A 12,196-nucleotide genomic window follows, 5' to 3' on the forward strand; every position below is an offset into this window, starting at 1 on the left:
AATTTGTATTCTTATTCCAAATAAAATAGTATGTTTTGTTTCATTATATACAAAAACAAAGTTAACACTACGAGAATGTTGTAAAGTTCAAAATATCTTCACAAAGCTACGTACATTTAAATAAAAACCCATTTGAAGTATTTGACTTCAAATGGGTTTTGTGAATGCATCTATATAAGTACAAAAAACCTTTCCTTTTAGATGGGAGAGAGTATCCGTCTATGTATAGAAGCGGTCAGGTCCTTTTTTAGCCACATGCCAAGTGAAAACAAAGAGAGAAAATGAGTGCAGGTCACCTTTTGTTTTCAAAGCAGTAATTTGTATGTTGAAAAATTTATATATTAAACAAGAACTTCGGTTTTTAGCACAAATTTCTCTACAACTTTAGCAACGCCATCATTCATATTCGTGTCTGTTACGTAGTTTGCAATTTCTTTAATGTCATCTGGAGCATTGCCCATCGCAACACCAAGGCCAGCGAATTCAATCATTGTTTGATCGTTGTAGCTATCGCCCATTGCGATTACTTCCTCACGCTTAATACCAAGTTTTTGAATCAATTGATTTAAGCTTGTTCCTTTTGTTACACCGGCTTCAGTAAATTCTAAGAAAAATGGTTTAGAGCGCATTACACTTAGTTTACCTTCTAGTTGCTCTTGAAGTTTCTTTTCTACTTCTACAAGGCGTTCAGCCTCTTTATTCATTAACACTTTTACAACGGGTTCTTGTACAGCGGCAGTAAAACTATCTACTTGGATAATTGGCATACCTGTCAATTGGCCCTCAATTTCTGTATATGGATTATTTTCTTCGGTTACGATGTCATCGCCGATATACGTATGAATCCAAACATCTTCTGTTTTACTAATTTCATATAGGCTGTGAACGATTTCAGGAGATAGTGTACTACTGAACAGTTCTTCATCTGTTTTGCAATTAATAATTTTCGCACCATTAAATGATAGAATGAAGCTTCCGTATTCTTCTAAACGAAGCTCCTTTGCAATATGGTGCATGCCGAATGTTGGGCGACCAGAAGCGAGTACAACCTTTACACCTTGCTCTTGGGCCGTCATTAAAGCTTGTTTCGTACGCTCTGAAATCGTATGGTCATCGCGTAGTAAAGTATCATCTAAATCTAAAACAATCATTTTATAAGACATATAAAAAAATCCTCTCTTTGTTGAAATAATAGTTGGTATTGTCAGAAATTCATTTTAGCAAAATGATGAGGAATAAATAGTAAGACATCGAACTTCTTTAAAGGTACATAAATTGAAAAAAAGATAGAAACCTTTCCTTTTTAGATGGAAGAGAGCACTCGCCCATGCATAGAAGCAATCAGATCCTTTTCCTGCCTCCACGCCAAGTTAAAAAAGTGCAGGTCATCTTTTGTTTTCAAAGCAGTAATGTATATGTGAAAAACAAAAAACCTGATTGGTGATGGAAGTTTMATTTTATATAGTGAGCCTGATTACCGTATTGTTAGTATATATTATCATGGGCGTACTGCCCATGATAATTCTATCGTAACAACTCTGAAAGTAGAGTGCAATAATGGAAGTTTTCCAATTTACGATGGTTGTTTTTCCTTTGAACGGGAAAATAAAACTTCAAGTAAAATAGCCATGACAGAACCAAGTACAAGGCCATTGCTTAAAAATGATGCTAAAAATGGTGGCAGGGTCGAAAATGCTTGCGGTGGAACAAACATAACCCCGATCCCTGTAAAGAGGGACAGGCCAGCAACGCGGAATAAATGCTCTTTATTTTCTACGGTGTCATATTCACGGAAGGCAAGACCAATCATACTTGCAAATACAGGATAAATGGCAGCATATCCAACGGCGACAGGAATAGCGGCGAAGAATGATGTAATCTTTGGAAATATACTAATTATAATAATAAAACTTGACCCTAATAGGAAAGGAAGGCGTTTATAAATATTTGTYGTTGCAATAAATCCAGCTGAACCTGAAATAGCTACTGGTCCAATTGCTGAGAAAAGACCACCTAAAAGCTGATTTATGCCCGTTATAATTCCGGCATGTTTGAATCGATTTTGAACTGCACCTTCTTCATATTTAGAAACAACCTTTTGCACAACACGGATGCTTGCCAACATGTTCGTTAAGAGCAACAGTGTAACAAAGACAACGGTAATTGCCATGTTCCATTCGATGCGAGGTGATCCAAAAACGAATAGAGAGGGAAGGCGGATGATATCTGTTACCGGTGTAACCTGATTGGATAATCCGAAGCATGCAAATAAAATCCATCCAAAGACAATGCTGAACAGAACAGAGTATTGTCCAATAATAGGTAGCTTCATAATGAAAAAAGATAGTAAAATAACAATGAGTGAAAGAATAAAGACGTTTGCTTGTACTTCAGTATGTTGTCCATCAAGGCCGAGCATTCCTTTTAGAAAAGAACCACTGAGTTGGGCAACGAGAAGGAATAAATATGTTCCAATTACTGTTGGTGTAAAATAACGAACGAGCTTATCAATAAGTCCAAAAATACTAAGGATAATACAGATGATGCCGCTTAACAGAAATGCGTATTGTAAGACGCGGAGTGTTTCATTATTTGATCCAAATAATACGACACCTAAACTCGCGTATAGCGAGAAGATTCCCCACCAAAGACCAGCGGGCCCTTCTTGAATAGGTAGTCTATGACCAAATATAGCTTGCAAAAGGCCAGCGAAGCCAAGGACAAATAATGTTCGTTGTACAAATGCAATTGCTTCAGCACCTTCAAGTCCATAACTGGCTGCAACACTAATTGGTACAATGAGGCTACCGGCCAAAATAAATAATGCCCATTGCAAGGCAGAAAGAAATGTTTTCATTATATCAACCTCTTTCATAGATTCCGCTTCTAGTATATACGTATTTCATTTCCTCTGGCAAAGATTGTAGTAGAGAAAAGAGTTGAAGAATAAGATGAATGCACGCAGACAATTGTGGATTGCGGTTATATGTATGTGTTTTGTTGTAGTTCTTGGAACAATTGGGTTTATGATGATAGAAGAGATTAGTTTGTTTCAAGCCTTTTGGATGACAATGATTACAGTATTAACGGTTGGGTATGGAGATGCAGTTCCATTAACACAAGCTGGGAAGATTTTTGCGCTTCTTATTATTCCTGTTGGTGTAGGAATTGTTACATATGCAATCGGGGTAGTAGCAGCAATGATTATTGAGGGGAATTTATTTCATGCAGTGCGGAGGAAGAAAATGGACAAACAAATAGCGCAAATACAAGATCATATTATCGTATGCGGTTGTGGTAGAGTAGGACTTCAAGTTGTGCGCGAGTTACAAGAAAAGAATATTCCATTTGTTGTTGTTGATAAAGAAGAAGCAGTACTAGAGAGAGAAAAGCTTTTATATGTACATGGTGATGCCACGGAAGATCAGGTGTTACGTAAGGCGGGAATTACAAGGGCTGCTGGCTTAGTAGCGATTGTTGCAAATGATGCTGAAAATGTATTCATTACATTAACGGCACGAGGATTAAATAGTACAATTAAAATTGTGGCTAGAGCGGAAAAGCCAGAAACGGAAGGGAAATTACGCCGTGCTGGTGCCAATAAAGTTATTAATCCATCTAGTATGGCTGGAATTCATATTGCAAAAGGAATCGCAAATCCGTTAACGGTTCATTATATTGATACGGTACTTTATGGAACAGATCAGGCTTTTGCAATAGAAGAAGTTCAAATCGGCGAAAGGTCTCTTTTAATTGGAAAAACATTAATAGAAAGCAATGTAAGAAATCAATTTGATGTTACAATTTTAGCGATTTTACGAGATGGAAATATTATTCATAATCCAACAGGGCAGGAAAAATTACAAGAACATGATATGATAATAGTATTTGGTCCAGTAGAGAAGCTGGGGCAATTTGAGAAAGAATTACAAAGTACGAGGTGATAAGGATGCAAATATCTAGCGATAAAATTTTAAATAAAATGGCAAATGAAGTTGCGAAAGCAAAAAATAGTGAAGGACAAAAGGCAAAAGAACATCTTTTAGTGGTTCGTGCTTTATGTGATTTATTATTAGATGAACAGGTTGAAACTTCTGCATATGTAGAGCCAAGGCTACAATCACAAGTTATAACACCACATCCGACGATGACGGTTCAACCGATTGCAGCGGTTTCTGGAGAACCTGTCTATATAAAAGAAGATGATGCAAATGGTAATTCGTTACTTGACTTCTAAAAGTTAAATTGGTTGGCTAATATGTAAAAATTTCTTATTATAAAGATAAAAAAGGGGAATTCCAATGAAAATTTTCTTCTTATTGGGCTGTATTGCAGCCGGGCTATCTGTCGCGTTAGGTGCTTTTGGTGCACACGGTTTAGAAAATAAGGTTTCTGCAAAAATGTTAGAAGTTTGGAAAACAGGTGTTACATATCAAATGTTTCATGCTGGAGGATTATTTGTTGTTGCGTTATTAATGGATAAGATTCAATCTTCTCTTGTAAGCACAGCAGGCTGGTTTATGGTAGCGGGAATTATTATGTTCTCTGGAAGTCTATATGCATTAAGTACGACGGGTATTAAGTTTTTCGGACCGATTACACCACTTGGTGGTGTAGCGTTCATTATAGGCTGGATTTTACTGGGAACTGCAGTTGTAAAAGGATTATAAAGACAAAACAAAAGCTGGCAAATGCCAGCTTTTTTTATGGTCTTGGAGCATAGGTTGCTGGTTGGCTAGGTAAATACGTAATTTCTCCAGGGAATTCTACATAATCCAAGTAAATCATAAGTAGTAAGAATCTTTTTCCAGATTTTGGTTCGCTAATGACAATGTGATCGCGTCCAGCTGCTTCAATAATTCCTGTATAGGATTGTGTGCCAAGTGAACTACCGCGCTCATATGTCATAACAATAGTTGCTGGTTTTCCTTTGTTTAAGCGAAGGATGTTTTCAATATATGATTGCTCTAGTGGGAGCATACCTTGAGATACTGCAAGTTGTGCTTGGGCAGCTTGTTGTTGCATTGCCTGTTGTTGCGCCGCTTGCTGCTGCGGCGTCATTTGTTGTTGTGGTTGCATATATCCCCCTGAAGGTTGATAAAAACCTGTTCCATAGTATGGATTTTGTTGCTGTGCCATTACAAGTCCCTCCTTATTTTCATTCCTCAATATACCCCTGGACAGTCCTCACCAGATGGTTGGAAAAAGCAATGTTTTTTAAATCTTCCAGAATTTTCCTGATTATACCAAGTTGATGGACAAGCACCTTCAGGCCTGAAAAACCATAAAGCGAAATTGGCAGGCCAAAAGCGTTGCCCTTGAATTGTACGCCTTGCAAGGGCAATGTCCTGTTCACGTGCTCGTTGATAAAAGTATCCTTTTTGCGTTGCTTCAAAACCACCGGGACTTTGATAAACCATTTGGCGTAAATTACGTATGTTTTTAAAATCTAAACAATTTCCTCGAACACGATTGACACCAACATTTCCAACCATTAGCATACCTTGTTGTCCTTCCCCTTCGGCCTCGGCACGCATGAGTCTAGCTAATAACTTTACATCTTGTTCTGTAGAGCTGATAACGCCCATTATGTCTCACCTCTCTTTATGGATTGCACTAGAGAAAGAGGTTTATTTCTAGATAAAGTGTGGAACAATTACTAGTTCATACGTATGAGGAAAAGGACTCGGATATGACAACCAAACAAAGTTTTAGCATGATATGAGTATTGAATGCACTTGAACATAATAAAAAAGCTAGCAATATGCCAGCTCTTTTATTATCCAAATAATTTTGACCACATATTTGAGAAGAAATCACCGATTGATCGCATTGTTAATATGAACCAATTTGCTTTTTCTACTTCTTCTGTTGTTCTTGCAGCAATTTTCATTTTTTTGCTTCCATCTAAGAATCCGTATTGATCAGTTGATTCTAAAATGAGTGAGCCTACTTTTGTATCTTTTTTGATTGGTGCAACTAATTTTCCATCTTCGGCAAGTGATTTATCTGCCCCAGTAGAAATTGTATAAGGTGGTTTACTTCCTTTTTTTGTGATTACCGTTATCTCTTTTTCAGGTTTCACAGTTACAGTGTCTTCTGTTCCTTTTACAACAGAAATTGTATTGTTTTTATCTATTTTTAATTTCTGTTTTTCAAAGTTATTAAAACCATAATCAATTAACGCACGAGATTCTGTAAAACGCTCATCCATTGATTTTGTTTTAATAATAACGGAGATAAGACGTAGGTCACCGCGTTTTGCAGTAATTGTAAATCCATACCCAGCTGTATCTGAACTTCCTGTTTTTAAACCATCTGTWCCTTCRTAAGCAAAAGCAGCACCTGGTAGCATCCAGTTCCAGTTTTCCATACGGATTGGGAGTGGGTGGTTATCTGGGAAGTTTCTAAATCTTTGTTTTGTATCCTCTAATATTTCTGGATACTTTGTAATGATTGTTCTTGATAGAATACCCACGTCGCGAGCTGATAAGGAGTTTTCTCCATTCGGATCTGTACCTTCCGGATGTTTTCCTTTTAAATCAGCGTTATTTAATCCAGTCGCATTTACAAACTTATATTTCTTTAACCCTAGTTTTTTTGCGTGTTCATTTGCAAGGTTTAAGAAGTTTTTTTCACTTCCTGCAAGTAGTTCGGCTAGCGCAATGCTAGATCCATTTGCAGAGAAGATAACAATAGAATGATATAATTCTTTAACTGTATATTGTCGTCCTTTTTCGAAAGGGACATTGGAGAATTCATTATTACGGGAAATTTCATAAGCGTAATCAGAGATGTTTACTTTTGTATCCCATGTGATTTTTCCTTCTTTAATTGCTTCTAAAACGGAGTAAACAACAATAAGTTTTGACATACTAGCAATAGCTAGTAATTCATCGGGGTTTTGCTCATGTAGTATTTTTCCTGTATCTGCATCAAAAAGAATGGCAGCAGCCGCTTCTATATGTATTTTCTCTTCTGCATGGGGGGTTGTTACTCCTAAGGAAGAAAATGACAATAAAAACACTAGTAAAATAGATAAAATTTTCCTCATATACATTATCACCTTCGCATCGTTATTAGCATATAGCTCGTACCATTTTAGCATAATTTTGAATATAAGAAAGTTATAATTTAACAGGGAATTTGACGAATTCTTGTCTAATATTGTTTGAATTTGGCGAAAAAAGAGGGTTTTGAAGGGTTTTGGTAGGATATTAAGAAAAAGGAACGAATTTCGTTCCTTTTTTGTATTATACGTATAAAAATTTTGCTACTTTTTCGCTTGGTAAGATATTACCAACGAAGAATGTTCCGAATTCACCATAGCGAGCACTTACTTCATCAAAGCGCATTTCATATACAAGTTTTTTAAATTGAAGGATGTCGTCAGCAAATAGTGTCACGCCCCACTCGTAATCGTCAAAACCGACAGAACCTGTAATAACTTGACGTACTTTACCTGCATATTGACGACCAATTTTACCATGGCTGTACATAAGTTTTTTGCGTTCTTCCATTGGAAGCATGTACCAGTTGTCATCACCTTGACGACGCTTGTCCATTGGATAGAAACAAATGTGATTTGCTTCTGGTAATTCAGGGTATAAGCGTGCTAGGATTTGAGAGTTTTGGTATGGATCTTCATCAGCTGGAAGGTAGTTACTTAATTCCACAACAGATACGTAAGAGTATGCAGGAACCATATATTCAGCTAATGTTGTTTTATTTAATTCTGTTTCAATTTCATTTAATTCTTCCATTGTTGGACGTAAAATCATAAACATAATATCAGCTTTTTGACCAACGACTGTATACATTGCATGACTACCTTGTTTTGCGGATGCAACCTTGTTCCATTTTTCGATAACGTTTAAAAATTCAAACATTGCTTGTCCGCGTTCGTCACTAGATAATGTTTTCCAAGCTGCCCAGTCGATAGAACGTAAATCATGTAAACAATACCARCCATCTAACGTTTTTGCTGCTTCACTCATTCTATTCACCTCAGTTAATGATATTTTACACGTTAACTATAGCATATATAGTTTTAAAGTCACCTGTGTAAAGCTTGGGTGCATAAAATTGTCACATTTTAAAAATGCTAAGAAGAGAATATGTATAAATCCATTTTGTTTTCACTTGGCATGGGGTGGAAAAATCTCCTGACTGCTTCTATGCATAGCCGGATGCTCTCTCCGATCTAAAAAGAAAGGTTTTTCATCAATGTTTTATAACAAATTAACCATGCTGAATTTTATGAAAATATAATCATTTTCATTTTACCTATTTTTTAGGAACTATAAGTTTAAAATATAGATGAAAAGAAGTATTCTTAAAAGTAGAGTTTTTTTAACATTTGTAGGAGGGTTTATTCGTGAGCGATTTATTTACAGCAGTAAAAGAAAAAGTTCAAGGAAAAGGTATTTCTATCGTACTTCCTGAAGGAACTGATGAAAGAATTTTAGGCGCTGCAGAGCGTTTAGCAAAAGAAGAGTTAGTAAAGCCAATCTTAGTTGGTAATAAAGAAGAGATTAGCGCAAAAGCTGCTAGCATGAATTTAACATTAGCAGGCGTTGATATTTACGACCCAGCTACATATGAAGAAATGGATGCAATGGTAGCGTCTTTCGTTGAACGCCGTAAAGGTAAAGCAACAGAAGAAGATGCTCGCAAAATCCTTAAAGACGAAAACTACTTCGGTACAATGCTTGTATACATGGGTAAAGCACACGGTTTAGTAAGTGGCGCAGCTCATTCTACAGCTGACACAGTTCGTCCAGCACTTCAAATCATTAAAACAAAACCAGGCGTTACAAAAACTTCAGGCGTATTTATCATGGTACGTGAAGATGAGAAGTATGTATTCGCTGATTGCGCAATCAATATTGCGCCAAACAGCCAAGATTTAGCTGAAATTGGCATTGAGAGTGCGAAAACTGCTGAGTTATTCGGCATCRATCCACGTGTTGCAATGTTAAGCTTCTCTACAAAAGGTTCTGCGAAATCTCCAGAAACAGAAAAAGTTGTAGAAGCAACTCGCATCGCAAAAGAAATGGCTCCTGAATTAACATTAGACGGTGAGTTCCAATTTGACGCTGCATTCGTACCATCTGTAGCTGAGAAAAAAGCACCAGGTTCTGTTATTAAAGGTGATGCTAACGTATTCGTATTCCCAAGCTTAGAAGCTGGTAATATCGGTTACAAAATTGCACAACGCCTAGGTAACCTTGAAGCAGTGGGACCAATCTTACAAGGCTTAAACATGCCAGTAAACGATTTATCTCGCGGTTGTAACGAAGAAGAAGTGTACAAGCTAGCTTTAATTACAGCAGCTCAAGCACTATAATCAAAAAGCCCCGCTATATAGCGGGGCTTTTATTACTTTTCGAAATCAAGTGCTTTATTATTGCGATCGATGATACGTTGTAAATTCATTTCGTACAAAGGAACTTCATCAACTGTTAATTGTGATGGTGTTAATTTGGGTGCGAAATGCTGTAATGTTTTTAACAGGCGCATCATTAAGTCTTGAACGGTAATCGTTTCACCAAGTAGTTCAGACAATGAAGCCATTGTACTTGGAACAATTTCAGGATACGTGAATCTTGTTTCTTCTCCTTGAATTGCTAAGTTGTAGAAATCACGAACAAGTGCCGCTCGTTCGGAGCCACTGCCTGTAGCACATAAATAAATTTGTACGGCAACCCCTCCGCGAATGCGGCGCTGGGAAATACCTGCGAATTTTTGATCACGAATACTTAAATCATAGCTACCTGGACAATAAGAGCCAACGATTTCTTTTGCCTCGATATCGACATCGTAATCCTTTAACATTTCCTTAATTAAATGCCACATTGTATCGTATCCAAGATCGATATCAATTCCTTTTTCTGTTTCTTGGAATAGAAGTGATATATTTAAAACCCCTTTATCAAGTACGACTGCAAGACCACCTGAATTGCGGACAATGACATGGAAGTCGTTCTTTTTTAAAAAGGAAATCCCCTCATTTAAATGAGGAAGACGAGAATCTTGAATGCCAAGAACAATTGTATTGTGATGAACCCAAGAGCGCATTGCTGAAGCAGATGTACCATTTCCGATTGTTGTACATAGCGTATCATCCATTGCAAATGACTGTAGAGCATGAAAAGTCTGGCCTAAACTAGACTGATCCACAATACGCCACTCTGGTTGAGATAAAATCGAACGGGAATTGCTCATATAACTAACCCCTTATCTATAAAATGACAATCTTTATTATAGCAAACATGGAGCAAAATGATGTAGTGGTTGACGGAAAAAATGAAATATGAAGGTAATGTAATTATTGGCGATGCACGTAAATATGCAGATATGTACGCAATCGTAAGCGATGTAGCATATCAAACAATTAGTCAGCCAGTAAAAACAATTGGGGTAGTAGCATGTAAAGGAAATCCGAAAAAAAAAGAGATTTCCCAGATATAAAGAGAGATTCTAAAATATATAAATTCATTTTGATTTTTCAACATATAAGTCGCTGCCTCGAAGAACAAAAGGTGACCTGCACTTGCTCTCTCTCATCTAAAGATTAGGTTTTATGTCGGTTTTTCAATTTGTACTTATATAGAAGAAGCTTATATGATTGAATCAAAATAAAAAGGATGCAGGTACCTGCATCCTTTTTATTCTGCAATTTTTTCTAAATTACCGTTTCGATCCATGCGAAATGAGGTTTGCGTTTGCTCTTCATCATCCATTAATGCTAATTTACGAGCACGGTTCATAATATTCATGAGCGTTTCGTAGTCTTCTTGTACTGTATTAGATTGTTGTTCTAGCTTTTCTAGTTTCTTTTCTAATTCTTCATTTCGAAGCATTTGCGCCTTAATTTCTTGTTTCAATCTCACATTCTCATTTTCAAGAGCTGTTACTTTTACGCTTGAAGACCCTACCGTTTGTAAAAAGTAAATCACATCTTGCATTGTTATAGAGGTACTAGATACAGCTGGTTCCGAACGTGGAACGGTGTTATTTACGACTGGCTCTTCATCGACTGTAATTACTGCTGAAGCTGATGGCGTATAAAGCAGGCGTTTTTTCGCATGTTCACCACTAGCAGCTCGCATTTTATCTTTTCGATGTCTTTTTGCTAGTTGCAGCGCTTGCTCATAGCTATAACGAACGACAGCATTCCAACGAAAACCACAAGCAGCTGATGTGCGATTTAACTGATCGCCAACTTCTTCAAATGCATTTAATTGTGTACTTCCTTCTCGAACATGACGTAGTACGGTTTCAGCGAGTAATAAATCATCTTCGTCTGTCCAAGCATCTTGTCTTACTTTCATAGATTCAACTCCCTTTCTTTTTATAAACTTCCTATTTTTATAATGGACAAAAGAAATTGCTTTTATACAAAGCTTTTAAAAATATGGTAGATTTTGATAAAGAAGAATTTCTATACAAATCCATTTTGATTTTCCAACATAAAAGTCGCGGTTATGAAGATGCACTCGTTTTCTCTCTTTGTTTTTACTTGGCATGGGGCAGGAGACCGCGCCTATGCATGGCCGGATGCTCTCTCCTACCTAAAAAGAAAGGTTTTTATATCGTTTTTTTAATTTGTACTTATATATGTGGATGAATTGTGCTTATAAAGAGAGGGATAACGAGAAAATATTAGCAATGAATCGTACAGAGGAAAACTTGCATCAACCTTCAAAGAGCGGTAAAATACCATTTAGTGTTTATTTTTAAATGTACTTGTGAAAAGTTGAAAATAGAGGAAGTGTTATATAGAATGGGAAATGAATTTCGTGTGTGTGATGATTGTCAGGCAACGAATATTAAGACGCTGATACCACGACTCAAAAAGGTAGATTCATGTGCAAATATCGAAGTTGGATGTCAATCATATTGTGGACCGGGACGTAAAAAGTCGTTCGCTTTTGTTAATAATCGTCCAGTTGCAGCACCAAATGAAGATGAACTGATTAAAAAAATTGAAGCAAAACTAAATAAATAAGAAAAAGAAGAGTGAACAATTTACTCTTCTTTTTTTATGTTCTAAAAAAGAAAAATTATTTTTAAATAAGGAAAGGTAGAGGACTGTTACTGGGTCATTTACTAGTGGATAAACTTCATATTATGATATCGGTTTCGTATGAACTACATTAGTTTTATATTACAAAATAATGGTTGACAGTCT

13 protein-coding genes and 1 pseudogene are annotated in these 12,196 nt (G+C 36.6%); 6 read left to right on the top strand and 8 right to left on the bottom strand.

Annotated features, from left to right (window positions below):
* Nucleotides 1–341: 341 nt before the first annotated feature.
* Both AC1DIT_RS08710 and AC1DIT_RS08715 read right to left on the bottom strand, forming a co-directional pair.
* Entirely contained in the window at nucleotides 342–1,163 is an 822-nt protein-coding gene (locus tag AC1DIT_RS08710) for a Cof-type HAD-IIB family hydrolase (RefSeq protein WP_016132474.1), read from the bottom strand.
* 410 nt (nucleotides 1,164–1,573) lie between these two features.
* On the bottom strand, nucleotides 1,574–2,857 hold the full coding sequence (locus AC1DIT_RS08715) for a purine/pyrimidine permease (RefSeq protein WP_016112749.1): 1,284 nt from the start codon (nucleotides 2,855–2,857) through the stop codon (nucleotides 1,574–1,576).
* Between the two features lie 94 nt (nucleotides 2,858–2,951).
* On the opposite strand from AC1DIT_RS08715, the gene AC1DIT_RS08720 reads away from it, so the two are divergent.
* The 3 genes from AC1DIT_RS08720 to AC1DIT_RS08730 all read left to right on the top strand — a co-directional run bounded on the left by AC1DIT_RS08720 (nucleotide 2,952) and on the right by AC1DIT_RS08730 (nucleotide 4,670).
* Complete coding sequence (locus AC1DIT_RS08720) at nucleotides 2,952–3,944, top strand: potassium channel family protein (protein WP_016132473.1); 993 nt, start codon at nucleotides 2,952–2,954, stop codon at nucleotides 3,942–3,944.
* Between the two features lie 5 nt (nucleotides 3,945–3,949).
* Nucleotides 3,950–4,237, top strand: coding sequence for a YwdI family protein (locus AC1DIT_RS08725; RefSeq protein ID WP_016112747.1), 288 nt, complete (start codon nucleotides 3,950–3,952; stop codon nucleotides 4,235–4,237).
* Nucleotides 4,238–4,301: 64 nt separating this feature from the next.
* On the top strand, nucleotides 4,302–4,670 hold the full coding sequence (locus AC1DIT_RS08730) for a DUF423 domain-containing protein (protein ID WP_016112746.1): 369 nt from the start codon (nucleotides 4,302–4,304) through the stop codon (nucleotides 4,668–4,670).
* Between the two features lie 34 nt (nucleotides 4,671–4,704).
* Here AC1DIT_RS08730 and gerQ read toward each other — a convergent pair whose 3' ends face one another.
* From gerQ to hemQ, 4 genes are all read right to left on the bottom strand, one after another.
* A complete protein-coding gene (gene gerQ, locus AC1DIT_RS08735; RefSeq protein WP_016112745.1) occupies nucleotides 4,705–5,139 on the bottom strand; it encodes a spore coat protein GerQ in 435 nt (144 codons plus the stop codon).
* Between the two features lie 26 nt (nucleotides 5,140–5,165).
* Nucleotides 5,166–5,588: a cell wall hydrolase gene (locus AC1DIT_RS08740; RefSeq protein WP_016112744.1), complete on the bottom strand. Its 423-nt coding sequence runs from the start codon at nucleotides 5,586–5,588 to the stop codon at nucleotides 5,166–5,168.
* Nucleotides 5,589–5,779: 191 nt separating this feature from the next.
* On the bottom strand, nucleotides 5,780–7,060 hold the full coding sequence (locus AC1DIT_RS08745) for a serine hydrolase (protein WP_016112743.1): 1,281 nt from the start codon (nucleotides 7,058–7,060) through the stop codon (nucleotides 5,780–5,782).
* A gap of 193 nt (nucleotides 7,061–7,253) precedes the next feature.
* Nucleotides 7,254–7,997: a hydrogen peroxide-dependent heme synthase gene (gene hemQ, locus AC1DIT_RS08750; RefSeq protein WP_016112742.1), complete on the bottom strand. Its 744-nt coding sequence runs from the start codon at nucleotides 7,995–7,997 to the stop codon at nucleotides 7,254–7,256.
* A 380-nt stretch (nucleotides 7,998–8,377) separates the two neighbouring features.
* On the opposite strand from hemQ, the gene pta reads away from it, so the two are divergent.
* Nucleotides 8,378–9,349, top strand: coding sequence for a phosphate acetyltransferase (gene pta / locus AC1DIT_RS08755; RefSeq protein WP_476998143.1), 972 nt, complete (start codon nucleotides 8,378–8,380; stop codon nucleotides 9,347–9,349).
* A 32-nt stretch (nucleotides 9,350–9,381) separates the two neighbouring features.
* Here the strand turns inward: pta and lipL are convergent, their stop codons facing one another.
* Nucleotides 9,382–10,227: an octanoyl-[GcvH]:protein N-octanoyltransferase gene (lipL, locus tag AC1DIT_RS08760; RefSeq protein ID WP_016112740.1), complete on the bottom strand. Its 846-nt coding sequence runs from the start codon at nucleotides 10,225–10,227 to the stop codon at nucleotides 9,382–9,384.
* Nucleotides 10,228–10,305: 78 nt separating this feature from the next.
* Here lipL and AC1DIT_RS08765 point away from each other — a divergent pair.
* Nucleotides 10,306–10,396 (top strand): annotated as a pseudogene (locus AC1DIT_RS08765) (lipoprotein BA_5634 family protein); the annotation flags it as partial.
* 274 nt (nucleotides 10,397–10,670) lie between these two features.
* Here the strand turns inward: AC1DIT_RS08765 and AC1DIT_RS08770 are convergent.
* Nucleotides 10,671–11,336, bottom strand: coding sequence for an RsfA family transcriptional regulator (locus AC1DIT_RS08770; RefSeq protein WP_006096703.1), 666 nt, complete (start codon nucleotides 11,334–11,336; stop codon nucleotides 10,671–10,673).
* A 452-nt stretch (nucleotides 11,337–11,788) separates the two neighbouring features.
* Between AC1DIT_RS08770 and AC1DIT_RS08775 the strand changes: the two genes are divergently transcribed.
* Nucleotides 11,789–12,013, top strand: a complete 225-nt coding sequence (locus AC1DIT_RS08775) for a YuzB family protein (RefSeq protein ID WP_003202417.1) — start codon at nucleotides 11,789–11,791, stop codon at nucleotides 12,011–12,013.
* The last annotated feature ends 183 nt before the right edge of the window (nucleotides 12,014–12,196 follow it).

The sequence above is a fragment of the Bacillus sp. 05T22 genome (assembly GCF_056396765.1).